A 25,543-nucleotide genomic window follows, 5' to 3' on the forward strand; every position below is an offset into this window, starting at 1 on the left:
CGTTGCCGCTCTTGAATAGAGCTACTATTGTGACGATCCGCCGCCAGCATCAGGTTCGCCACCCATTTGCCAGGGCGAGAGGCTCATCGTTGCCGCGCCATTCGGGTTCGCGGACAGAATCGGCTCAACGCCGGACAAGAGCGTCACTGCCGATACATTGTGGCTGGCGGGGTCTTGCTGCGACGCCACCACCATGACCGCGTCGCCAACCTTAAGATCGGCGAGGGTCTGCGTGGGCAGCCTGCTCAACATCTGCGACAGATCCATACCAGCAGATCGTCGCTGCTCCACGCCACCTTCGGGTGCCGAGGCACTTGCCTCCGCTGCGGGATGGGCACTGCCAGTTCCAGCATGACCTGCTGTGCCGACGCCGCCTTTTGCCCGTGCAGCAAACCTTGCCGCTGCTTGTGGCGGCAGCTTGCGGACGTCGGAGTCCGCCGTCACCTTGACGGTCATCAGCTTCTTGGTAGCAAGATCCTTAATCGTAAACGTCCCATCGGACGCGTTGATGGTTGCTATTGTTCCGGCCAGATGCAGGAATGAGCCGCTGACTACAATCTCTGCCTGGATGGACGAGCCGTCGGCGGATTTCGTTCCAAGAACACGCACCTGATCGCTTGCACGGACCTCTGCGAGCGTACTCGGCTGTGCATCCTCAAACTTCACGGAACCGCCGGCGTATCGGCGAAACTTTGTAGCGCTCGATGTCTGAAGGGCGACTTTTTTCGCGCCGATCGACACGGTGATCGTCCCGCTTCCCGCATCGACCGCGCTTACCAGCCCGCCGGTTCCACGGCTCTGCCAGTCGGCCTGCTCTTTCGCGTGCTGCTGTGCAATGTCCTGGGCCTTCATCAGAATGACGCGCGAAGCCGTGAACGAGGTGGCATCGCTGCCAGGCTGGCCCGAAACCAGAATCCGGTCACCCTTTGCAATATCGTTCAGCGTGATGGTCTGAGCAGACTTCAAGTCCTTGCTGCCCGGCTCTAATTGAAGAATGCGTGCGCCATCCGTAACTGTGACGGCGATCTGCTGCTTACTATCGGTCGTCAAGGTGATAGCCGTGCCGGAGATGGCCGCCACCGTACCAATCTTCGGCCCGGTAGCAGCCTGCGCCTGAGCCGCCGCAGTATAGGTCATCAACCCAGCCGCGGGAAGCAACAGGCTCGCGCCAAATATTGATGCCCGGAAGATTCCAAGCCTGGTAACCATTGTGGTCGTCCTTGTATGTCTTGCTATTGCAAAACGTGCGGGTAGCCTGCGCCGGCCCGAGGGAAGTTGTTGCCTCTAAAGGAAGACGCTCCAGCACCCCAAAAGTTTCCTAAATTAAAGGTGATTTCGTGTCAGGAACAAACAGAGCCAAGATGAAGATATCGCCCTAGGCTTAAGACAAGCTTAATCGTACCTTTATCCGCGTGCAAACGCTCGTCTGCGAAGACCCATCGTTGATAGGCTTTAGCCTTCTTTTGCGGAGAGGATGGCAACGCTGTCGGGCGGCAGAAGCACCTTGCCATTGGTAATCCCGATATCATTTCGAGAACCCAGCGACAGAGAAAATCCGCCGCAATTCTCAAACTCGACGGACTCCTTGCCCAGATTGCACAAGACTCGTACCTGGCCACGGTCCATCGTTAGCCAGCGCTTATCCTCGTCAAACTTGACCTTGAGGTGATTCAGGTCTCCGTCATTGAGGCAAGAGGTATGACGCCGCAGCTGGATGAGTTGCCGAAACCAGTTCAGCATCTCTCCGTGATTCTCCTCGTGAATCTCGTCCCAATTCAGCTTCGATCGTTGAAAGGTATCTGCCTCGTCCGGGTTGGGAATCTCATCCGGGTTCCATCCGAATGCCGCGAACTCGCGCTTCCTTCCCTCTCGCACGGCTGCAACCATCGCAGGCTCATCGTGATCAGCAAAGTACTGAAATGGCGAAGAAGCCGCAAACTCGTCTCCTTGAAAGATCAGAGGAACAAAAGGCGACATCAGAACAATCCCAATGGCAACCTTTGCGCGCTCCATGCCGACGATGTGCTCCAAGCGGTCGCCCGTCGCGCGATTTCCCACCTGGTCATGGTTCTGAATGAATCCAATGAAGTGATGCGCAGACAGTCCATGCACGGGACGGCCGTGCGTATGCCGCCGATACTGGGAGTAAACACCATCGTAGACAAATACCGCCGTCAAAGCTTTTGCCAAGCGCTCAAACGATCCAAAATCGACGTAGTAGCCTTTGCCTTCTACTTCAATGTTGAGGATGGTAAACAGCGCATGGTGAAAGTCGTCGCTCCATTGCGCGTCCATGCCGTAGCCACCCGCTTCGCGCGGCGTTACCATCTTCGGATCGTTCAGGTCGCTCTCTGCAATCAGCACCAGCTTCCGCTCAAGCGTCGAAGACAAGATCTCGACCTCCGCCGATAGCTGTTCCATAAAATGAATCGCCGATCGATCCACAAACTCGTGCACCGCATCCAGCCGCAGACCGTCTACGTGATAGTCGCGCATCCACATCAGCGCGTTGTCGCAGAAGAACCGCCGCACCTCGTCCGCACCTGCCTCTTCAAAGTTGACCGCATCGCCCCACGGGGTATTGTGCCGGTGCGTCAGATATGGCCCAAACTTCGTCGTGTAGTTTCCCACCGGACCAAAGTGGTTGTAGACCACATCCATCAGGACCGCAAGGCCGCGCGAGTGACATGCATCGACGAATCTCTTTAGTCCGTCCGGGCCGCCGTAAAGATCTTTGACAGCAAATAATGCGACACCGTCATAGCCCCAGCCAAACTTACCGGGAAACTCAACGACCGGCATCAACTCGATGTGCGTAATTCCCAGCTCAAAAAGATAGTTGAGCCGTTCAATCGCCGCGGCGAATGTTCCTGCGGCGGTGAACGTTCCCACATGCATCTCGTAGATGACGGCGCCCGAGAGTGGCGGCCCCTGCCAGCGGCTATCGTTCCACGCAAAAGCATCATGATCGTAGACACGCGACGGCCCATGAACTCCATGCGGCTGCCACAATCCGCGCGGATCAGGGTAAGGGGTCGCATCGTCATCCAGCACGAAACTGTAGTCCGTACTGTTGTTCGCTGCATCTATCGATGCATTCCACCATCCCGTATCATCCGGTCCACTCATGGGGTGCAGAGCATCGCCGATCTTGACTGCCATCTTCTTAGCACCCGGCGCCCACACGGTAAATTTATACATGGCTCTGCTCCTTGCTGTCGTCCTTGCGTACAAGCAGCGCAACTGGAAAGCCATTCAGCAAATTTTTGATGGCGACTTTTCCTCCATCTATCTCCAGCTTGGTCAGAAGATTTAACCATCTGCCCTTCGGCAGCATGATGCTCGCCTCTCTCCACGCTCCAGCCAGCTTCACTGTCAACCTCGGCACCACAATAGCGAGCGAATCGCCACGAAGATAGGCAATGGCGTGCTCGCTCTTCGGCCCATCTACGAGTAACGGAGTATAGGCTGCGTCCGCGCCAAACCATTCCGGCCTTTCGCGCCGCAACTGCAACGCATGATGAATGACCCACATCTTGGGCAGACCTTCCTCAGAGCGAGCCATCACCTGGGCCGCAATATTGTCCCCATGCAGTTTCCTCAGGTCTTTCATTAAGGCAATACGCTGCTGGTAGTCCACTGGTCGACGGTTGTCCGGATCGACAAGGCTCAAATCCCAGATCTCTGTTCCTTGATATGTATCCGGCACTCCGGGCGCAGTGTATTTCATCAACGTCTGTGCCAGCGAGTTCACGCGACCCGCGTCTTTTACCTTATCGACAAACTGTTCCAAATCTCGCAAGAACGGCGCGCTCGATAGAGTTCCGGCAATAAATCTGGCCAGCGCGTCTTCAAACTCTTTATTGTTGGCAGTCCATGCCGTCTGTTGCTTCGCCTCACGCGTCGCCTTCAACATATAGGCCTGCGCGCGCTCAATCGACAACGGCCATGCCCCGATCAGAGTCTGATAGTACAAGTACTCCGTATTACGATCGGGCATTGCGTTTGTGCCGGCTCCCGCCGTGCGGAACCCATTATTCATCCGGACCCAGCGGTGGATTGCCGCACTGAACCTCGAAGGCATCTCCGACAGCACTTCAATTCTCGCCCGTACATCTTCACTGCGCTTCGTATCGTGGGTGGAGAGCGTCGTCATCGTTAGCGGGTGTGTTGCCTGCATCTTTTCGCAATAAGCATGAAACTCCGCGACGCTCAAACCGTTGCTCCCCGGATCGCCGCCGACTTCATTCATCGCGGACAAGCGGTTGTAACAGTACAAGGCAGTGTCTTCCACGCCTTTCGCCATCACCGGACCAGTGAATTGTTGAAACCGCAGCAGGAATTCGCTCTCCTGCTTGCCAGTCACTTTCATGGTCAGCACCTCGCGAAGAAAATCGAAGAGGCCGCCATCGATGTCCTGCCGCTCCTGCTTCGCATACTCCGCCGCATGAGAGATGTACGCCCTGTCTTCATCCGTGATCTCATCGCGTACCGGCACCACATAGGTGCGATAGATTGCAAAGCAGGCCGCAATCTCCCGAATGGCCCGTCGTATCTCGGCCCGCGTGTAATCCCGCTGGTTGCGATTGGCTTCGCATATCTCGACGAACATGCTGGTCAGGCGATTCACGTCGCTGCCCAGGCCCTCCTGGGTGACGCTGACTTTTTTGTTATGCGCCATCGCTGGAAAATCTGTAAGCTCCCCTGCAAAATCACGGCCCAGAAAAGCTTCATAGACCTTGCTCAACTCTTCCATGCCTTGCGGTGACACCAGCACACCGGCGGCAACATTCAGAAAGTCATAGCCAGTCGTGCCTTCGATGGGCCAACTCTCGCGCAGAAACTCTCCGTGCTCAAGAATTTTTTCGCCCACGATCCACGCATCGGGAGCGCGTTCGCGTAAGCGTTGCAGATACTCCAACGGGTCCCGCAAGCCATCCGGATGATCGATTCTCACTCCGTCCAGAATGCCGCGCTCTATCCAATCTAGAACGAGCGCGTGAACCTCTTCAAACACATGCTCGCGCTCGACACGTAACCCAATCAGCGAATTCACATCGAAAAAACGGCGATATCCAAGCTGCTGATCTGCTGTCTTCCAGTAAGAAAGCCGGTAGTTCTGCTGATTGAGAAAATCGTCCAATGCATCAAGATGCTCATTCAACTCTGCGATAGAGCGATCGATTGCATTGCACCCTTCTGGCTCTTCCCCGCACAGGCGATCCAGCAAAGTGAACAGCACAACCTTGTCACGATGGCGCGCAAGTGTCGTTCTGCGGTCGACATACTCGGGTGTCGGCAGCCGTCCAAACGACGCCGCCAAAAAACTCAGCGTGTCCGATTTCGCATATTCGGCAGCGCGCGTCAGAATCACAGGCAGCGAAGTTGGAGCCACGGGAAACGTCTGGCCTGCACACTCCACCAGAAACCTGCCCCCGCGCCTCGACACCTTGATGCCGCCAGCCTGCAACACTCTTCCATATTGGTCAGAGAGCACCGGGACCAGCACCTTGTCGCGCAGACGCTCTTCCTGCGGTTGCCAATCGATATCGAAGAACGAGGTATATCGGCTGGAGGTTCCGTTCTCCAACACATCCCACCAGTAGCGATTTTCCTTGCCGAGTGCCATATGGTTTGGCACAACATCCAGCACCTGCCCCAGCCCCACTTCTTTCAGCCTGGCACAGAAGCGGCTATGACCCGCCGCCCCACCCAACTCTTCGTTCACTTTCTGGTGATCGACGACATCGTATCCGTGTGTGCTGCCGGGCGCGGCCTGAAGATAAGGTGAACAGTACACATGCGTTACGCCGAGCGCACGAAGGTACTCCGCAATACTTGCAGCATCATCGAACGTAAAGCCCTGGTGCAGTTGCAAACGATAGGTAGAACCGGGAATACGCAAACATTACCCTCAAAAGAAACAGTTACGATCAGATTTGGCAGTCTCTTTTTAGAGGCTCGCAAGGCGAGTTTGGTTGTACCACCTCACCTGCAACGTACTCTCTATTTGCTGCCTTCCGGATGCCACATTCCCGAGATCGCATAGGCCGCGTGAAGGAGTGCGATATGTGTCAAAGCCTGTGGGAAATTCCCTACAAGCCGCTTGCCGACCGGATCATATTCCTCTGATAGCAGTCCCACATCATTGCGTAGTTTAAGCAGCCGCTCATAAAGAGCGATCGCTTCGTCTTTGCGTCCGATGAGCCATAGATTGGTCACCATCCAGAAGCTGCACGCGAGAAACACCCCTTCCCCCGCAGGCAATCCGTCGTCGCTCGTCTTCGTGTCATACCGTTGCACGAAGCCGCCCTTCATCAGACGTTGTTCAATTGCCTCTACCGTTCCGCGAATGCGCGGATCTTCCGGCGGAAGAAATCCAACCATCACGATTCGCAGGCACGATGCATCAAGCTGTTTCGAGCCGTAAGACTGCACGAAGCTATTCAATTTTTTATTGAAGCCCTTGTTGCACACTTCATCATGAATTTCTTTCCTGACTTTTCTCCATCGTTTGATGTCTCCCCCGCCATCAAATTGTTCATGATGCTTAATCGCGCGGTCCAATGCCACCCACGCCATCACCTTCGAGTGGGTGAAGTGCTTGCGGCCATCTCGTGTCTCCCAGATTCCTTCGTCAGGCAACCGCCAGACATCACACAGATGATCGACAAGCGAGGCCTGCAGAGCAGTGGCTGGAACCCGGATGCTCTGTTCCGCCTCGGGGGTACGCGCAAGCGCAGCCGCCACTTCGCCAAATACATCCAGTTGAAATTGATCGACCGCAGCATTGCCGATGCGTACGGGCTGCGAGTTCTCATAGCCAGGAAGCCAAGCCGCCTCCCATTCTAAAAGTTGGCGCTCTCCCCATATTCCGTAGATCGTCTGCACCTGATCCGGAGCGCCGGCGATCGCGCGCAGCAGCCACCTTCGCCATGCAATCGCTTCTTCTTCATACCCTGCCAGCATGAGCACCATCAAGGTAAAGGCCGTGTCGCGCAGCCAGCAATAACGGTAGTCCCAGTTGCGGACGCCGCCTATTTTTTCCGGCAGCGAAGTTGTCACCGCCGCGACAATTCCTCCCGAGGGCCGATAGGACAACGCCTTCAGCGTAATCAACGATCGTTCGATTGCCTCTTTGTACGGGCCGTTGTATTGACTGCGGTGCGCCCACTCCGTCCATAGCCTCTGTGTCTCCGCTAATGCCTTGGCGGCCGGAATCTGCGGCGGAACAGATGCCAGCGAAGACAGGTACGTCATGGTGAAGGTCACTGACTCCTGCGCCTTTACGCTGAATTCACTGACAGTCGTCATATCCTTGCCGCAGAGCGGAGCCTTCGTCTGCAACACAACCATGTCCGGGCCTGCCACAGCTCGCCACTCGCCCTTCATGCTGGTTACCCATGGAGTTGTGCGCCCATAGTCGAAGCGAACCGCAAGTTCCATTCGCATCGCCACTTCGCCGCGCACGCCTCGCACAATCCTCACGATGCTTGAATGCTCGTCACGCGGCGGCATAAAGTCGATGACGCACACTTCGCCCTTCGATGTCTCGAACGTCGTCTCCACCACCAGCGTGTGTGCTCTATACTGCCGACGAATCGCTTTTATCTTGCCTGCCGGAGCTATCTTCCAGAATCCATGGTCCCGCGTCCCCAACAATGCAGCAAAACATGCGCCCGATGAAAACATCGGCCAGCACAACCAGTCAATCGAGCCTTCGCGAGAGACGAGTGCCGCCGTCTCGCAGTCTCCAATCAGGCAATAGTCCTCAATTCTTGCGCCGTGCAGCGGTAAACCCTCTTTTTTCTTCCGTCCTGCCATTGGTTCGTCCCTCTTTGACAGTAGCGTTCCCATCGTCAGCAACCGCACATGGCCCAACCGCATCTCTCTAGTCAGTGGCCGGCCTGTAGACGGTAGGATGCATAGAGCCAATCATTTGTCGAAACGAATCATTAACATGAACAAACTTTTGGAATTGAGTTGAATGAAACCTGTTGAGGGTCGCAAGCGCGTAATTATTGAAGATGTTCAACCACAAGTCGGCTGCGCTCGCTATTCAGCCAAGCGAACGCTGGGCGATAATGTCACCGTAACTGCAGCAGTCTTTGCCGATGGGCACGACCATATCGCGGGACGTCTTATGTTTCGGCATGAGAAAGACAGGACGTGGCGTTCTACCGCGATAACACCACTGACCAACGATCTATGGTCGGCAACATTCGTTGTAGATAAACCTGGAACCTGGAGCTACACCATCGAGGCCTGGGTCGACCACTTCGGCACATGGCACGCCGATCTTCAGAAGCGTCTCTCCGCTCAGCATGACTCCACCGCAGACGCGTCCTCAGCCTCGCAGAATATTCCTCTGGCACTCCGCACAGGAGCAATCCTCCTGGAGGAAGCGGCAACTCGCGCCAAGGGTGCGGATGCCAAGCTACTTGCAAAGGCGCAGGCATCTCTTCAACAGATTGCGGATCAGGGCGACGCGGTCGCAAGTCCCATCGACAATGAACTCGGTAAGCTTGTCGACATCGTAAATCGATACCCCGACCTCACCCTTGCCACGCGATACGATCAGAAGCTCTCTCTCTGGGTCGATCGCGAACGCGCCCGCTTCTCTACCTGGTACGAACTCTTTCCTCGTTCCACTTCCGCCGATCCGGCACGGCACGGCACCTTCGCCGATGTCGAAGCGCTTCTTCCCGACATTGCCGCGATGGGCTTCGACGTTCTTTATCTTCCGCCGATCCATCCCATTGGCGATGCTTTCCGCAAAGGCCCCAACAATAACGTCGTCGCATCCAAAGGCGACCCTGGTAGCCCCTGGGCCATCGGCGCAAAAGATGGCGGCCACACGGCGATCCACAAACAACTCGGCACCATTGCCGACTTCGAGCACCTCGTCGCCGCAGCCAACACGCATGGCATGGAACTCGCGCTCGACATAGCCTTCCAGTGTTCTCCCGATCATCCGTGGGTCACGGAGCATCCTGACTGGTTCATCAAGCGCCCCGACGGCTCCATTCAGTATGCTGAAAATCCACCAAAAAAATATCAGGATATTTATCCGCTCAACTTCGAATCGCCTAATTGGCGTGCACTCTGGCAAGCTCTGCATGATGTCTTCGATTACTGGATTCAGCATGGAGTACAAATTTTCCGCGTCGACAATCCACACACCAAGGCGTTGCCGTTCTGGGAATGGTGCATCGCCGAAATCCACAAAAAGCATCCCGGCGTAATCTTTCTCGCGGAGGCCTTTACCCGACCTCATGTCATGTACTCGCTCGCCAAGGCAGGGTTCACCCAGTCCTACACTTACTTCACCTGGCGTAACACCAGCGCTGAGTTGCAGCAGTACTTTGAAGAGATCACCAAGCCACCCATCACTGATTTCTTTCGTCCGAACCTCTGGCCCAACACGCCCGACATCCTTCACGAGACGCTGCAGAATGGTGGCCGTCCTGCCTTCATGCAGCGCGTCATCCTCGCAGCCACGCTCGGCTCAAACTACGGCATCTACGGACCCGCCTTCGAGTTAGGGGAGAATCTTCCGGCAAAACCAGGCGGCGAAGAGTATCTCAACAGCGAAAAGTACGAGATCCGCCAATGGGACCGCACCGCCTCCCACTCTCTCGCGCCGCTCATCACGCGCCTCAATCAGATCCGGCGCGAGAATCCGGCACTGCAAAGCGACGGCTCACTTCACTTTCATCCGGTCGATAACCCACACATCCTCTGCTACAGCAAAATTGCAGGGAGCAACGTCATCCTCGTCGCGATCAACCTCGATCCCGCACAGGAACAAGCCGGTTGGATCGACCTCGACCTGAAGCACCTCGCCATCGGCCACGGTCAGGCGTTCGATGTAGAAGATCTGCTCACCGGAATCCATTACGAATGGCATGGTCGCAGCAACTACGTCGCCCTGCGCCCCGACGTGCTGCCCGCGCACATCTTTCGCATCACTCGCGACCCGAACAGTGGAAACGGTACTAAACTCACCTCAGCACCTGCACAGGCGGAGACAACCGAGTGAAGAAATCCGGCAGCGCCAGCGATCCTCTCTGGTACAAAGACGCGATCATCTATGAGCTGCACGTCCGCGCCTTCGCCGACTCCAACAACGACGGCATCGGCGACTTCGGCGGTTTGCTCTCCCGCCTCGATTACTTGCAGGACCTCGGTGTCACCTGCATATGGCTCCTTCCCTTCTTCCCCTCACCCCTGCGCGATGACGGCTACGACATCGCCAACTACGTCGACGTCAATCCCAGCTACGGCACTATTGATGACTTCAAGCAGTTTCTCGACGCCGCCCACCAACGCGGCATGCAGGTCATGATCGAGCTGGTCATCAACCATACCTCCGATCAGCATCCCTGGTTCCAAGCCGCACGCCTGGCTCCAAAAGGCTCTCCTGAACGAGAGATGTATGTTTGGTCCGATACTGATCGGCTCTTCGAAGGCGTCCGCATTATCTTCACCGACACCGAAAAATCGAACTGGACCTGGGATGAGGTCGCGCAACAGTACTACTGGCACCGTTTCTTTTCCCATCAGCCCGATCTCAACTTCGACCACCCACGCGTCATGGAAGAAGTCCTCACCGCCATGCGCTTCTGGCTCGATCTCGGAGTCGACGCTCTCCGTCTCGATGCAATCCCCTATCTCGTCGAACGTGACGGCACCAGTTGCGAGAACGTTCCCGAAACCCACGTCAAGATCAAAGAGATCCGTGCCGTCATCGACGCCGAATACGGAAACCGCACCATTCTCGCCGAAGCCAATATGTGGCCCGCCGATGTACGTCCATACTTCGGCGATGGCGACGAATGCCACATGGCCTTTCACTTCCCCTTGATGCCACGCATCTACATGGCGCTCCGGCAGGAAGACCGTCTCCCCATCACCGACATCATGGCGCAGACCCCAGCCATTCCGGACAACTGCCAATGGGGCCTCTTCCTTCGCAACCACGACGAGTTGACCCTCGAGATGGTGACGAACGATGAGCGCGACTACATGTACCTCGCCTACTCTGCTGATCCGCGGATGCGCATCAACGTAGGCATCCGCCGCCGTCTCGCGCCTCTGCTCGACAACAACCGTCATCGCATCGAGTTGCTCAACTCGCTGCTCTTCAGCTTCCCCGGCACACCCATCCTTTACTACGGCGACGAGATCGGCATGGGCGACAACATCTATCTCGGCGACCGCAACGGCGTCCGCACTCCCATGCAGTGGACCTCAGACCGCAACGCAGGCTTCTCCCGCGCCGTCCCCGCCAGGCTCTACGCTCCCGTGATCATGGACCCCATCTGGGGCTATCAAGCCGTCAATGTAGAAACCCAGCTCAGCGATCAGTCTTCGCTCCTGCACTGGATGCGCAACATGATCGCCCTGCGCAAGCTTTTCCAGGTCTTCGGTCGCGGCACACTCGAATTTCTCAATCCCGAAAACCGCAAAGTACTCGCCTACATCCGCCGCTACGATCGCAATGACGGCACACCACCAGAAATTGTCCTTTGCGTGGCCAACCTCTCCCGCTTCGCCCAGCCGGTCTCGCTCGACCTCTCGCAATTCGCCAATATGGTCCCAGTAGAGATGCTGGGCTACGTGCCTTTCCCCACCATTACCGCGCAACCTTACGCGCTCACACTCTCGCCCTACTCGTTCCTCTGGCTCGAGCTGCAGGCCGCCGCCGAAGCGCCGGAACCCATCGCTATCCAAGAGGGCGAGCGCACGCTGGAGCTTCTCAGCCCAACTCTCGATGGCCTGCTCACCGGCACCGGGCTCGAACTCCTCCAGCAGATCCTCCCTACCTATCTGCCGCATCAGCGCTGGTTCGGAGCCAAGTCCCGCACCATCAAAACCGTCTGCGTTCTCGATTGGGTCCAGCTACCCAACATCAACGCGGCCCTCGTCTTCCTTGAGCTCACGTACGAGAATGCAGCCGAAGGCGAAGCGAAAGATATCTACCAACTTCCTCTTACCATCTCCACTGGCGAAGAGGTCGAAAACATTCGCATCGCCAACCCCGGCAGCGTTATCGCTACCCTCACCACTCCGACTGGTCCCGCAATTCTGCACGATGCCGTAGCCCGCGAAGATCTTCGCCAGTCGCTGTTTAGCCTGATCGAAAGCAGCAACGAGATCCCTGCCCAACACGGCGTTCTTCAGAGTCAGAAGAGCACCGCTTTCTCTGAAGCTCGCGGTATCGGCCCCCTACCCGCACGTACTGGCTCCGCAGAGCAATCGAATACTTCCATCCTCTACGACGCCAAACTCATCATGAAGCTCTTCCGTCGCCTCCAGCCCGGCGAAAACCCCGACACCGAGATCGGTCGCTTCCTCACCGAGACCGCACACTTTCCCCGCATCGCGCCCTTCCTCGGCGATATTCGCCTCACCGCGGAGAACTCCGAGCCCATCACCGTCGCCATGCTGCAAGGTCTCGTCGAAAACGAGGGCGACGGCTGGCAGTGGACGCTCGACGAGCTCTCCCGCTACTACGAGAGCGCCGCTACCACTCCCCCGCCCCACGATACCGGCAAGCAGCCCGCCTTCCTCAATCCTCCGGAGAGGGAAGCAGAGACCGAAGCGCACAAAATTGCTCATGAACACGCTGGCCTCTATCTCGACGCCGCTGCCTTGCTCGGCCGCCGCACCGCCGAGATGCACCTCGCTCTCGCCACCCCGACCGAAGACGCCGCATTCTCCCCCGAGCCATTCTCGCCCTCTGACCTCGAAGCGGACGCCACCCGCATCGACGCTCAGATCGTCCGCACTCTCGATGCCCTCAAGCGCGGCATGTCGCAACTCACCGACGACGCCACCGTCGACAGTGCGGCGCTCCTCCTCAGCCGCCGCATCGACCTATTCGCCCGCGCCAACATTATCACTTCGTCAGCTCCCGGAAGCTCCGGCCAGCGCATTCGCATTCATGGCGACTACCATCTCGGCCAAGTCCTTCGCTCGCGCGGTGACTATGTCATCCTCGACTTCGAAGGTGAGCCCGCCCGCCCACTCAGCGAGCGCCGCGCCAAGCAGTCGCCCCTCAAAGATGTCGCAGGAATGCTCCGCTCCTTCAGCTACGCCGCTTACGCCGGGCTCAGCGCCTTCACCCAACGCCGTCCGCCCAACAACGAAGCCGACGCCCGCAACCTCGAAGCCTGGGCGCGACTCTGGCAGAATACGGTCTCGACAGAATTTCTCCACGCCTACCGCCAGGCCATCAGCGCGAGCCCAAACCTCATTCCCAAACCCCCGCAGGCACACATTCTGCTCAACGCATATCTTCTTGAAAAAGCACTCTATGAGTTGCTCTATGAGCTCAATAACCGGCCCGCATGGGTGCGCATCCCACTCACAGGCATCCTCGCCCTTCCTCGCGAAGGGAACATTCCGTAACCTGACGATCCACGTAGCCTGAAGTGGCTTGAAGTATCCTCGAAGTGTCCGGAACGTATCTAAGAGAGTATTCGGTAAAACCTAAAACACACGATGGCCTCCACCCCCACACACATCGACGCCGCAGCGCAGCAGACCGCCGCCATTTCCTCAGGCAGCCTCTTCGTCAGTCTTCCCCCGTTGCCCAACGGGTCGTTCGAGACGATGCTGGCGACCCTCGCCGCAGCCTTTCCTACGCAAACCGTACTCGTGGCCATTCCTTCAGCCACACCGAATGGCACACCGCACGCAACACCAGACAACATTCATCTTGTCCCTTACACGCCAGCGGCAACTTCGACCACCAACTGGGTGCTCACCGCAGCCGACTATCTGAACACCTTCAAGGGAGCAGAGGAGAGCCAGGCCAGCGCCTGTCTTCTGCTCGGCGCCGAATGTCAATCGCTCACCCCGGAAGCCATCCGCGCGCTCGCTGCCTCGGTCACGGGCTCGAACGCGGACCTCGCCGTGGCCCGCTACAACCTCGGTCCCCGCGAAGGTCTGTTCAATTCTGCGATCCTCTATCCGCTCACCCGCGCTCTCTTCTGCGTGCGCTCCCGCTATCCTCTGGCCATCGATCTGGGCCTCTCACTACGCATGACGGAGCGCCTTGCCGCAGCTTCGCAAAAGTTCATCTCAAGCAACCAGAGCGATGCCCTCCTCTGGCCATGCATCGAAGCTGCATGCGCGAACTATGCCATTGCCGAAGTCGACATCGGCTCCCGCGTGCTGCCCCAGCCTGCAGCAGCCGACCTCAACACACTGCTCGCCCAGATCGGCAGCTCGCTCTTCGCCGAAGTCGATGCCAGGGCGGCCTTCTGGCAGCGGGCACGCGGCGCCCAACCTGGGCTTCCCGTCGATCTCTCCGCGTGGCTTACGGAAAGCCCGGACATCACGCCCATGCTCGATACCTTCCATCTCGCTTATGCCAACCTGCACGAGATCTGGTCGCTCGTCCTGCCACCGAACTCGCTGCTCGGCCTCAAGCGCCTCTCCGTCACACCGGCAGATAGCTTCAACATGCCCGACGGCCTGTGGGCACGCATCGTCTACGACTTCGCCCTGGCCTACCGCCTGCGTACCATCAACCGCGGCCACCTGCTCGGCGCGCTCACGCCGCTTTATCTTGCCTGGGTCGCCTCGCATCTCGTTCTGACCGGAAACGGCACGCCACCCGAAAAACATATTCAGGACCTCGCCTCCGCCTTCGAGGCCGACAAGCCCTATCTCGTATCCCGCTGGCGCTGGCCCGACCGCTTCAATCCATGACGACGTCCCGGCAAAGCAATAAGCAAGCAGCCAGAAGCGAATGGCTAAAAGCTGATAGCTCGTATCTGGTAGCTGGTATCAAAGGAGAAGATCATGTGGCAACAAGTTCATAGCGCGCTAAGCCAGTCCGCCCACCGTGTGCTCTTCAAGCTCGCGAGCTTTCTCCCCGGCCTCCTCGCCCTGCTGGTCGCCGTCATCGTGCTTGCCCTGGTTGGCGCAGCTCTCGCTGCAATGCTGCGCCGCATTCTCGTCTCTGCCAAATTCGACGAGCGCATGGCCCGCAACTCAACCGACGCGCTCTCCGACTGGTCCCCTTCCGGCAGCCCCACGCTACTCGTCGCCCGTATCGTCTTCTGGGCTTGCGTGGTCCTCGGGTTCATCATCGGTATCTCTGCCTTCGACGCATCTTCCAACGGATCGCAGATCTCGACCTTCCTGCTTCCCTACCTCACCCACTCCGTCGGCGCCATCGTTCTTCTCATCATTGGCAACCTCATCGCCCGGTTCCTGGAGCGATCCGTACTCATCGGCGCCGTCAACGCCCGTCTTCAGTACGCGCGTTTCCTCTCACTCGGCATCAAGTGGCTCGTACTCGTTCTCACCGCAGCCATGGTGCTCGACCACCTCGAGATCGGAGGAGCCATCGTCGAGTTGGCCTTCGGCATCCTTTTCGGCGGCATCGTGCTTACGCTCGCCCTCGCCGTGGGCCTCGGCTCACGCGAGATGGTCAGCCGCTCTCTTGAAAAGAATGTAGAGCGCACCGACCCTAACGCCGCCACGGAATCCCCCGCCGGCTCCGAGCCGCTGCGCCACTTCTAAACCACGCTTTTATTTGTTGCACATAAATTGAATGGGCGCGATCTCAGTCGCGCCCATTCAGCTCAAGCGCTTCTCAGTAAGCCGGCCCCGAAAGCAAGCTTCGCTGTGCCGACTGATAGAAGCCATAGAGAGCCACACCGCAGAAGCCAACCATCGGCACCAGATACCCCAGCGCTACGCTTCCCGTCTGCCGTGCAATCAATCCAGATACCGGCGGAAAGATCGCGCCGCCGACAATTGCCATCACCAGCAACGAGCCGCCGATCTTCGTGTTCCGTCCCAACCCTTTGAGGCCGAGAGCGAAGATCGTGGGATACATAATCGAGATGAAGAATCCGCTGGCCACAACTCCCCATGCCCCAATGAGTCCTGGGCGATTGACCGCGACCAGCATCAGAAGCGCGTTGACAACACCATAAACCGCGAGCATCCGGCTGGGGCGCACAAAACGCATCAACGGAGTCGAAACAAAACGTCCTGCTGCCATCGCAATCAACGTCGCCAGTAGATACAGTGCGGCTGTCCGCTCGCTCACGACAGTGTACTGCTTCATATAAGGAATCAGGCTGCTCCACGAAGAGATCTGCGCACCTACGTTGCAGAAGTTCGCTGCCACCGCAATCCAGATCGCCGGAACTCGCAGCAACTCTCCGAAGCTGCCATGGTTCTCGCCTTCGCCCTCATGCTCCGACGTCATCACCGGAAACTTCGTGCGCGAGAGGATCAGCGCGCACAGCAGCACCACCACACCGAACGTCAGATACGTTGGCACCACGCGCATAATCTCACTATGAAGATAGGCATGATAGGTGCCAGCCAGCTTCATAGCCGCAATCTGCGCGGCCTTCGGCTCCACGCCAGAGAAAATGAAATAAGTCCCGATCAGCACCCCGGTAATCGTCCCCGGAGGGTTGAACGCCTGCGAGAAGTTCAACCGCTGTTCCGAAGTATGTGGGTCGCCGAACTGCGCGATGAAAGGATTCGCCGCCGTCTCCAACACCGAAGCACCGCTGCCGACCGTGAACAGAGCGATCAGAAACAACGAGTATTGCCCGCTCACCGCCGCAGGCCAGAACAGCACCATTCCCGCCCCGAAGATGACCAGCCCGGTCACCATCCCGGCCTTGTAGCCCCACTTGCGCATCAGCAATGCCGCGGGAATCGCCATGCAGAAGTAGCCGAAGAAGTTCGCCGTCTGCACCAGTTGTGCGCTGAACTGCGACAGCTCGAACGACTTCCTGAATTGCTGCACGAGAATGTCAGTCAGGTTGTTCGACATTCCCCAAAGGAAAAACAGTACCGTCACAAAAATGAACGGCAGCAGGTGCCCCACAGGAAACATGGGGTGCTTCGTGCCATCGTCAACCTTTGCGCTTCCGCCAATCGGCGTAGAAATCTGCATCTCTATCCCTCAATCCTGAACTCTGTTCCTAAGCTTTAAATCTCCACCATAATCTTCGTAAACTTTGCGGGAGCCGCACTCCACTCGCCCAGCAGCCGCGCCGCCTCCGCCAGCGGAACCACCGCGCTCACCGCATCCTCCACCGGAAACTGTCCTGCCTCCAGCATTCGGATTACCTCGCGAAAGTCCTCCGGCAGCGCATTTCTGCTGCCCATGACATCCAGCTCCTTCTGTACGAACAGCCGCGTCTCATATGCCACCAGCTCCTTCGCATAGCCGATGTACACCACGCGCCCGGTGAAGGAGACCTCTTCCACCGCCGCACGAAAGGTCTGCGGCAGCCCAATCGCCTCGATCATCACATCAGGCCCATGCCCGTCCGTAATGGCGCTCAACCGCTCGTGCAGGTCTTCGTTCTTCGAGTGGATCAGATGCTTCGCTCCAGCCTTGCGTGCAATCTCGAGCTTAGCGTCGTCCATGTCGATCGCGATCGTCTCCGCACCACGAAACGCAGCCGAGGCAATCGCACCAAGTCCTACGCCGCCACATCCAAACACCGCAACCGTGTCCTCCGCACTCACCCGTCCACGCGCCGCCGCATGAAACCCAACCGTCAACGGCTCAACCAGACACAACTCTTTAATCGACAGCTTCGCGGCATAGAGCTTCTCAACCGGAACGCTGATGTACTCCGTCATCGCGCCATCACGCTGCACCCCCATCGTCTCGTTGAACTGGCAGGCGTTGACCCTGCCGCGTCGGCATGAAGCGCACTTGCCGCAACTCGTATAAGGCGAAATCGTCACCAGGGTTCCCGCCGCCAGAGCACCACCGCCTTCGACAACCTCTGCCGCGACTTCATGGCCCGGCACGCGTGGAAACGTCACCATCGCATTGCGGCCGCGAAACGTATTCAGGTCGGTCCCGCACATCCCCACCATCTTCACTCGCAGCAAAGCCTCGCCAGCCTGCACAGCGATATCCGGGACCTCGGCCATAGCCGCGACCTCAGGCCCCTCTATCCGAAACGCCTTCATTCAAAAACTCCGATCAACCTATTTTCAAATAGAAAAATAGTCTTTCATAAAATCTACTCCAACCCATACACCGCGGTCGCCGTCCCACCGAACACGGCATCCCGCTCGGCCTCGCTGAAGTCCGCGAAGTAAGTTCGCAGCACATCGAACCAGCGCCCGTACTCACATCCCACCAGACAGACCGGCCAGTCCGACCCGGCCATCAACCGGCCCGGCCCAAACGCCTCCACCACCACATCCAGATAGGGTCGTAGCGACTCCGGCGTCCACGTCTTCCAGTCTGCCTCCGTCACCAGGCCCGACACCTTGCACCAGACATTTTCGCGCTTGCCCAAGTCTCGCATCCGCGCAGCCCAGGGCTCCAGCAGACCTTCGCGAATCAGCGGCTTGGCCATGTGGTCCAGCACGAACACCTGCTCCGGATGCTCATCTACAAACTCAATCGCCTGCGGAAGCTGCCGCTCGTAGATCAGAATGTCGTACACCAGCCCGCTACCCAGAAGAGTACGAATGCCGGAGTTGAAGTCCTCGCGCAGAATATAGTTCTCGTCCTTCTCCCCTTGAATCACGTGCCGCAGTCCCTTCAGCTTGGGCCTGAACTCAAACTCCTCCATCACCCCAGGAAAGTCCTCCCCGGCAATCGGAGCCCATCCCACGACACCGCGAATCGCCTCGCACTCGTCGGCCATCTGCAGCAGCCAGCGAGTCTCGTCCATCGTCTGCCGCGCCTGCACTGCCATCGTGCCGTCGATCCCAGCCGCCGCGATCTCGCACACTAAATCCTGCGGCAGAAAATCTCTGCGCAGTGCTGTCATCTCGTCATCGATCCATCCATAATCCTCAGGCGAATACCGCCAAAGATGGTGATGTGCATCAATCTTTTCTGCCACTCTCTTCGTCCCCTTCAACTCGCTCGGCGACAGCTTTCGCCGCAAAAAAACACAAGCCAAGTCTATCCCAGCCGCACCACGGCTGGTTTTGCGCGAATTATCTCTCGGAAACCTCTATCAGCGCCTGACAGCCCAGGCCATACCATCGGGTTCGCCACCAGCCTGAATGTGCCCCGTCACCGCAAGCGTCTTGAGATCGATGACCGCGACATAGTTATCAGGGCCGCACGCGACAAACGCTCGCGCACCATCGGCCTCAACCAGCACGCCACCCGAGCCATGACCGATAAGGATACGTTTCACCACCTTGCGCGTACTCGCATCCAGAACGATAAGCTCCGGCCCGCTCGACACCAGCACCCGCTTCCCGTCCAATGTGAATTTCAGCCGGTTCGCTCCCTGAGCGTTGATGGCAAGTGTATCTACTACCTTCTTCTCATGAAAATTGATGACTGAGAGCGTGCCATCCTGCGCATTCGCAACCCAGATCTCTTTGCCATCCGGAGAGACGTCAAAGCCCTCCGACCCATTCCCGACGCGAACCACGGTCTCGTTCCAATCGGTGCGAGCCGCGCCACCAGGCCCACCCGGCGGCGGTGGCATTCCGCCAGGTCGATGTGCTCCGGGCGGTGGCCCGGGCATCCGTACCGGCTCCTGGTCGATGATGCTAACCGTTCCCGAGTTGACGTTGCTCGTGACGATGCGCTGCCCATCTTTCGAGACATAGATCATATGAGTACGGTTCTGTCCTGTACCCAAAATCCAATCGACCTTACCGGTAGCGGGATCGTAGCGGCCAATCGCCTTGGCGGCTTCAGCGGTAAACCACGTCTTGCCGCCTTCGAACGCAAGCCCATGCGGCCCCCGCAGCGGACCAAGGTCTACCGTTCGCAGCTTTTTATCCGTTACCAGATCAACGATGGTAAGCGTGTTGTACGCACCGAAGCCATAGTTCGAGACATACGCCGTCGTCCCGTCCTCCGACGCAATGACCTCGTGAGGATCATTCCCCACAGGCACCCTGGCCAGCACCCGCAGGCTCGAAGGATCGACGACACTCAAGCTGTGCTCCTGCTTCGAGAGCACCAGCAGCGATGCCGAAGGTTTGCTCTGTCCATAGAGAAAGCCGGAGAGGCAGAGATAGACGACGGGAACAGTAGCGCGAACGAGAGCTTTCATGCGTTGAGCCTACCCCCAAACCTCACCGCAAAGCCAGAGATTAAGGCACTCCGCAGCTCCAGATCAAGCCCGCTTCTTCAGCTCGGGATACCGCTCGAATATCATGCGCTGGTCTTCGGCGCTCAACTGGCCCAGGCGCTTCGGCTTGTCTTGCGGCCGCATCCCCTTCTGGTTGAGCACATTCATCAGGCTCCATTCACGTTGCAGACCGCGCGGTTCTTCGGCCTTCAAGTCATATCGCGTAAAGTCGATCGCCATGGCAGGGCTGTTCGTGGTCCAGTCGTGCAAAAGCGCCAGCCGAAACTCCTGGTTCATAAACCACTCGATCTCCAGGTTCTTCTCCGAACCCGGCGCACCGGTCCCCTTCTCGTCAAACCGGTAGTTGAGCAACGCATTGCTGGGCGTATGCTTGCGCCACTCCAACCCGAACGCGCCTTCCGTCATCACCTGCGTATCCGGCCAACGTTCGCGCATCGTCTGCAACCAGTAGGTCAGGTCCTCGTCGTGGCCCACCGATACCTCCCAGATGCCCGTCACCCAGCCAAAACCGTTCAGGGCGTGCCCACGGTCAAAGTGCACCGCGGTGGTATCCATCATCTCTCTGCGGCCCACTTCCTTGCCCAGATTCCCCACCGTCTCAATCGGACCCACGCCCATCCGGCTGTTGAAGCCGCCCTGAAAGCCCTCTCGCCGCGCCGTCAGAAAATCGCAGGTCCATCCATCGAGGCACACGCAGTCGATAAAGTCTGCAGGTCCCTGCGCAGGCTTCAGATAGTGTTCGCGGCTTGGATAATACGGATAGCAGATGCCACCATCGCCATCCCCATGATCGATGCCGTGCTGGCTCCAGATCTGGCCCTGGCACACATGAATGCCCTCGTCGGTCGCCAGCAATCTCTGGTTTTCAGAGTCCATGAAGCCTGCCACCACGCACTCCGGGCGATAACCACCGCCAACCATGTCGGAGATCATTCGCAGAGCATCGTGAATCGTCTGCCGGACGTGCTCGCGCGTGTCATACATCGGCGCAAAATAACCGCCTGGGATAAATGTGATCTCGTCGCCATAGCGGTCGTGGTACAAGGCCAGCAGCTTCCGCGCCTGCTTATACTCCTCGCGGTCGTCCTTTAAGGCAAGCCAACTGATCGCCCAGGTCATCTTCCCATCCGGGCAGCCTCTCGCAAAGGCCTCTCGCCGCGAACGGATGTGGGCTGTACTGTTATCGCCAGACTCATCTTCGCCAATCGAGCGGGTGGGAGTTACCTCAATCTGGTTCACCCGCACCACCGAAACGTGGGTCACGAACCGTCCACGCATCGGGGCTGTCTGCTCGGCAAAGAGTTGGCTACTTGCTCCCGGTCCACCCAGCGCGAGCGATGCAGCTGTACCAGCCGCGCCGCCAAGAAAATGCCGCCTCGTCCAACTTTCATTCATCTACCTGCTCCTCTGTTTCGTCAGTTGCCCACAGCTTCGTTGGACGCTCTTTACCCGGCAGCAGTCATCGTAGCAGCCGATGTCCAGATCGATATCCCGGCCTCATGAAATCCACATCCGGCTACGGCATTAAACGCATCACACTCTCTGGAGACTCCTTCCATGCCGACAAAAAAATCCGCCTCCCGCTTCGCAACACAAAGCCGCATCGTCCTTCCCGGCAGCCAAAAGCCAAGCTTTGTCCAGCCTGCCACCGAAAAGCCCGTTCCTGCCGCCACACGCATTACCGTCTCCGTCATGGTGAAATGCAAGACTCCGCTAAAGGCCGCGAATCGCCTGGGCAAAGAGCGCCTCACCCGCGCCCAGTTTCGCCAGTCCCACGGCCCCGACCCCGACGCTCTCAAGCTTATCCGAGCCTTTGCTAAAGAATACGGCCTCACCCCCGTTGCGGGCACCCCCATCCCTGGCAGTTGCATCCTCAAGCTCACTGGAACCATCGCTGCCATGCAAAAGGCCTTCGGCGCCACCCTCGTCCACAAGGTTAGCGGCGCTGCCACCTATCGCATCCGCGAAGGCAATATCACCCTCCCCTCTGAACTCTCAGGCAAGATCGAAGCTGTCCTCGGCCTCGACAACCGTCCCCAGGCTCAGCCCCACTTTCGCGTCGCCCACGGAAAGAGCAAGCCTATTGCACAGGGTGGAGGCTTCGCCACGCCTCAAATCCGCGCCCAAGCCGACATCTCCTACACCCCCGTCCAGGTCGCCCAGCTCTACCAGTTCCCCGCCAACGCCAGCGGCGCGGGCCAAACCATAGGCATCCTCGAGCTAGGCGGAGGCTACCGCACCGCCGACCTCACGGCCTACTTCAAAACCCTTGGCCAGACGGCACCCACAGTCACCGCCGTCTCCGTCGACGGAGCCAAGAACAGTCCCTCCACTGCCGATGGCGCGGACGGAGAAGTCATGCTCGACATCGAGGTCTCCGCCGCCGTAGCTCCGGGAGCCAACATAGCCGTCTACTTCGCCCCCAACACCGACCAGGGCTTCCTCGATGGCCTCGATGCCGCCATCCACGACACCACCAACAAGCCCAGCGTCATCTCCATCAGTTGGGGCTCGGCCGAGGCAAACTGGACCCAACAGTCCATGACCGCTCTCGATACCGTCTGCCAGTCTGCCGCTGCCCTCGGCATCTCTATTACCGTGGCCGCAGGCGACAACGGCTCATCCGACGGGGGCACCGGCAATAACGTTGACTTCCCCTCCTCCAGCCCCCACGTACTCGCCTGCGGAGGGACCACGCTCACCGGCAGCGGAAGCACCATCACCAGCGAGGTCGTCTGGAACGAGCAGGCCAGCAACGAGGGCGCCACCGGCGGCGGTGTCAGCAACGTCTTCCCTCTGCCCTCGTGGCAAGCTAATTCCAACGTGCCCGCGCCGAGCAACAGCACGGGAGGACGAGGCGTCCCCGACGTCTGCGGCAATGCCGATCCCGCCACCGGCTATACCGTCCGCGTCGACGGCCAGACGCTCGTCATCGGAGGCACCAGCGCTGTAGCACCGCTCTGGGCAGGTCTTATCGCCGTAGCCAACCAGCAGAACGGCACAACCGCAGGGTTTCTTCAGCCGCAGATCTACGCTGCCAAGGCCAAATCCGGCTTCCGCGACATCACCTCGGGCAATAACGGCAGCTTCAGCGCCGGCCCCGGCTGGGACGCCTGCACCGGCCTGGGTTCCCCCATCACAGGCACTCTCATCCCATTCCTGGCCACCGGCACCACCTCCGGCAAGAAGCATCCGAAACCGAAGCCCCCTAAAAAGAAGCCCACCAAAAAATCGAACCGATAAAAAATAAGAGGCACCCCAAACGGGTGCCTCTTTATTCTCTAAAGGGATGGAACCTAGGCCAGCCGCTTCTTCATCAGATCCCGCGCAATCGCATCGAGCACACCGTTGAGGAAGTGGATCGACTCGGGCGCAGCGTAACGCCGTCCGACCTCCAGCGATTCATTGATGATGATCGCCGCAGGAGTATTAGGAAATCCCAGCATCTCCGCCACCGCTGCACGAATCAGGCTACGATCGACCACCGGCATCCGCTCAATCCGCCAGTTCTGCGCGTGCGCCTCGATCAACGCATCGATCTCTGTCTGCCGCGAAGTTGCGATGCGGTACAGATCCTCAGCGAAACCGCGGGTGTCGGCATCCACGTCATCCCGCGAAGGCCAGAACAGCTTACGCACTTCCTCAGGACTTTGTTTGCCAAGATCGCCTTGAAACAGCATCTGCATCGTCAATTCACGAGACTTGCGTCGAGTTCCCATTAGAGCTTCACCGCCAGTTTCTTCTGGATCGATATCATCTCAATCGCTGCAATTGCAGCCTCAAATCCTTTATTGCCAGCCTTTACGCCAGCTCGATCGAGCGCCTGCTCCAGCGTCTCGCAGGTCAACACGCCAAAGGCATGAGGAATGCCAGTCTCCTGCTGCGACTGGCCAATGCCCCGCGCCACCTCGATATAGATCGCCTCATAGTGGGCAGTTTCGCCGCGCAACAGGCACCCCAGCGTAATAATCGCGTCAAACCTCTTCGACTCAGCCAGCGTGCGCGCCGCCGAGGCAATCTCCCACGCGCCCGGCACACGAACAATCTCGACATCGGACTTCGCCGCGCCGCTGCGGTACAGCCCATCCAAAGAGCCTTGCAGCAAACGGTCGGTAATCACCGCATTCCAACGGGCGGTCACAATAGCAAACCGCATTCCAGCTGCCGACAGATCGCCTTCTACGGCAACCGGCTTGTTGTGCAGCGGATTCTCCGACTGCCAGAAGCCCAGCGTCAGCGCCTCCGCTTCGCCGGTCGCAATCTTGACCGTAAACAGGCGGCTGTTCCAGTGCGTAAGCTCCACTGCCGACAGCAACTCCGCAATCTCTTCGGTACGGTAGTAGGCCAACATCCACTTCTCGACCGCGGCATGAACCTGGTCGAGCTGCGTCACCTCAATCAGCAATGGCGGAACCGCAGGCGGTCTTCCCGTGACAAACTCAAGGTTCGCCAGCGGCGCAAGATGCGCGGAACCGCGGCCCTTAGCGTCCTGCCAGCCTTTGCCCGGCTCAAAACCCAGTGCGGAGAGCAGGCTGTTGAGCCGGTCGAACGTATCCGCCGAAGCAATGGCGCCGACAACCGTAATTCCCTTAATCATAAGTTCGATTGTATCGTCTGAAATGCAATGCGAAGGAGATGCCGGTGAACTACGAGATGCTGTTGTGCGAGGCTCATGGACCGATTACGACCGTCACCCTGAACCGCCCCCAGGTTCTGAACGCATTGAACACCCAGGTCTTCGACGAGTTGGAAGCAGTGTTTACTGCACTCGCGAAAGACCCTGCCGTCCGCGTGATCCTGCTGACAGGCGCGGGGGAAAAGGCATTCGCCGCAGGAGCCGACATCAACGAACTTGCGGCGGCCGATGCCGGATCCGGCGAAGCCAAGGCACGGCGGGGGCAGGCGGTCTTTCGCCTGATCGAGATCTGTGGCAAGCCGGTCATCGCCTGCATCAACGGCTTCGCGCTGGGGGGCGGGTGCGAGCTGGCCATGGCCTGCAACCTGCGTCTTGCCAGCGAAACGGCCCGTTTGGGGCAACCGGAGGTGAAGCTTGGGTTGGTACCCGGATACGGCGGCACCCAGCGCCTGCCTCGACTAGTTGGACGGTCGGCGGCCCTGCGCCTGATGCTGACCGGAGAGATGATCGGAGCGGCAGAGGCATTGCGGATTGGGCTGGTGGACGAGATCGTCCCGCCCGAACGGTTAATGACGCGAGCAAAGGAGTTGGCCAACGCGATCGTGACCATGGCTCCGCTGGCCGTGGCCGGATGCCTGGAGGCTGTCGAACGTGGAATCGGATTGCGAATCGACGAGGCCATGCAGGTGGAGGCGGAAATATTCGGGCGACTCTGCGGAACAGACGATAAAGCTGAAGGAACGACGGCGTTTCTCGAAAAGCGGTTACCGGAATGGACAGGTCGATGAAAACCCGGCAAAACTTTGCGCTTTGGCGC

At 58.6% G+C, this 25,543-nt stretch carries 17 protein-coding genes; 6 read left to right on the forward strand and 11 right to left on the reverse strand.

Going from position 1 to position 25,543, the window contains the following annotated elements; all coding sequences use genetic code 11:
- Positions 1–24: 24 nt before the first annotated feature.
- The 4 genes from GSQ81_RS07020 to GSQ81_RS07035 form a co-directional block, all read right to left on the reverse strand.
- On the reverse strand, positions 25–1,209 hold the full coding sequence (locus GSQ81_RS07020; RefSeq protein WP_254060061.1) for a DUF5666 domain-containing protein: 1,185 nt from the start codon (positions 1,207–1,209) through the stop codon (positions 25–27).
- A 243-nt stretch (positions 1,210–1,452) separates the two neighbouring features.
- Positions 1,453–3,201 (reverse strand): malto-oligosyltrehalose trehalohydrolase, encoded by a 1,749-nt coding sequence (treZ, locus tag GSQ81_RS07025; RefSeq protein WP_158910070.1) that lies wholly within the window; start codon positions 3,199–3,201, stop codon positions 1,453–1,455.
- The gene (treY, locus tag GSQ81_RS07030) at positions 3,194–5,905 is read right to left on the reverse strand and encodes a malto-oligosyltrehalose synthase (RefSeq protein WP_158910071.1); all 2,712 of its coding nucleotides are present in this window, start codon (positions 5,903–5,905) and stop codon (positions 3,194–3,196) included. The genes treZ and treY overlap by 8 nt, the downstream gene beginning before the upstream one ends.
- Before the next feature lie 101 nt (positions 5,906–6,006).
- Positions 6,007–7,824: a glycoside hydrolase family 15 protein gene (locus GSQ81_RS07035; RefSeq protein WP_158910072.1), complete on the reverse strand. Its 1,818-nt coding sequence runs from the start codon at positions 7,822–7,824 to the stop codon at positions 6,007–6,009.
- 163 nt (positions 7,825–7,987) lie between these two features.
- Between GSQ81_RS07035 and GSQ81_RS07040 the strand changes: the two genes are divergently transcribed.
- From GSQ81_RS07040 to GSQ81_RS07055, 4 genes are all read left to right on the forward strand, one after another.
- The gene (locus tag GSQ81_RS07040) at positions 7,988–10,042 is read left to right on the forward strand and encodes an alpha-1,4-glucan--maltose-1-phosphate maltosyltransferase (protein ID WP_158910073.1); all 2,055 of its coding nucleotides are present in this window, start codon (positions 7,988–7,990) and stop codon (positions 10,040–10,042) included.
- Entirely contained in the window at positions 10,039–13,416 is a 3,378-nt protein-coding gene (gene treS / locus GSQ81_RS07045) for a maltose alpha-D-glucosyltransferase (RefSeq protein ID WP_158910074.1), read from the forward strand. Before GSQ81_RS07040 ends, treS begins: the two co-directional genes overlap by 4 nt.
- 93 nt (positions 13,417–13,509) lie before the next feature.
- Positions 13,510–14,724 (forward strand): hypothetical protein, encoded by a 1,215-nt coding sequence (locus GSQ81_RS07050; RefSeq protein WP_158910075.1) that lies wholly within the window; start codon positions 13,510–13,512, stop codon positions 14,722–14,724.
- Between the two features lie 93 nt (positions 14,725–14,817).
- The gene (locus GSQ81_RS07055) at positions 14,818–15,543 is read left to right on the forward strand and encodes a hypothetical protein (protein WP_158910076.1); all 726 of its coding nucleotides are present in this window, start codon (positions 14,818–14,820) and stop codon (positions 15,541–15,543) included.
- A gap of 73 nt (positions 15,544–15,616) precedes the next feature.
- Here GSQ81_RS07055 and fucP read toward each other — a convergent pair whose 3' ends face one another.
- The 5 genes from fucP to GSQ81_RS07080 all read right to left on the reverse strand — a co-directional run bounded on the left by fucP (position 15,617) and on the right by GSQ81_RS07080 (position 21,485).
- Complete coding sequence (fucP, locus tag GSQ81_RS07060) at positions 15,617–16,945, reverse strand: L-fucose:H+ symporter permease (protein ID WP_254060062.1); 1,329 nt, start codon at positions 16,943–16,945, stop codon at positions 15,617–15,619.
- A gap of 35 nt (positions 16,946–16,980) precedes the next feature.
- The gene (locus GSQ81_RS07065) at positions 16,981–17,982 is read right to left on the reverse strand and encodes a zinc-binding alcohol dehydrogenase family protein (RefSeq protein ID WP_158910077.1); all 1,002 of its coding nucleotides are present in this window, start codon (positions 17,980–17,982) and stop codon (positions 16,981–16,983) included.
- 53 nt (positions 17,983–18,035) lie between these two features.
- Positions 18,036–18,872: an amidohydrolase gene (locus GSQ81_RS07070; protein WP_158910078.1), complete on the reverse strand. Its 837-nt coding sequence runs from the start codon at positions 18,870–18,872 to the stop codon at positions 18,036–18,038.
- Between the two features lie 117 nt (positions 18,873–18,989).
- The gene (locus GSQ81_RS07075; protein WP_158910079.1) at positions 18,990–20,051 is read right to left on the reverse strand and encodes a YncE family protein; all 1,062 of its coding nucleotides are present in this window, start codon (positions 20,049–20,051) and stop codon (positions 18,990–18,992) included.
- Positions 20,052–20,114: 63 nt separating this feature from the next.
- Positions 20,115–21,485, reverse strand: a complete 1,371-nt coding sequence (locus GSQ81_RS07080; protein ID WP_158910080.1) for a DUF3863 domain-containing protein — start codon at positions 21,483–21,485, stop codon at positions 20,115–20,117.
- Between the two features lie 162 nt (positions 21,486–21,647).
- Between GSQ81_RS07080 and GSQ81_RS07085 the strand changes: the two genes are divergently transcribed.
- Positions 21,648–23,333 (forward strand): protease pro-enzyme activation domain-containing protein, encoded by a 1,686-nt coding sequence (locus tag GSQ81_RS07085; protein ID WP_158910081.1) that lies wholly within the window; start codon positions 21,648–21,650, stop codon positions 23,331–23,333.
- A gap of 53 nt (positions 23,334–23,386) precedes the next feature.
- On the opposite strand, the gene nusB is transcribed toward GSQ81_RS07085, so the two are convergent.
- Positions 23,387–23,809 carry a transcription antitermination factor NusB gene (gene nusB, locus GSQ81_RS07090; RefSeq protein ID WP_158910082.1) on the reverse strand — a complete coding sequence of 141 codons (423 nt, stop codon included), beginning with the start codon at positions 23,807–23,809 and terminating at the stop codon, positions 23,387–23,389.
- Positions 23,809–24,687, reverse strand: a complete 879-nt coding sequence (gene ribH, locus GSQ81_RS07095) for a 6,7-dimethyl-8-ribityllumazine synthase (RefSeq protein WP_158910083.1) — start codon at positions 24,685–24,687, stop codon at positions 23,809–23,811. The genes nusB and ribH overlap by 1 nt, the downstream gene beginning before the upstream one ends.
- A gap of 8 nt (positions 24,688–24,695) precedes the next feature.
- Between ribH and GSQ81_RS07100 the strand changes: the two genes are divergently transcribed.
- The gene (locus GSQ81_RS07100; protein ID WP_318523931.1) at positions 24,696–25,514 is read left to right on the forward strand and encodes an enoyl-CoA hydratase-related protein; all 819 of its coding nucleotides are present in this window, start codon (positions 24,696–24,698) and stop codon (positions 25,512–25,514) included.
- Positions 25,515–25,543 lie beyond the last annotated feature (29 nt).

This window comes from Granulicella sp. L56 (genome assembly GCF_009765835.1).
In the GTDB taxonomy this organism is placed as follows: domain Bacteria; phylum Acidobacteriota; class Terriglobia; order Terriglobales; family Acidobacteriaceae; genus Edaphobacter.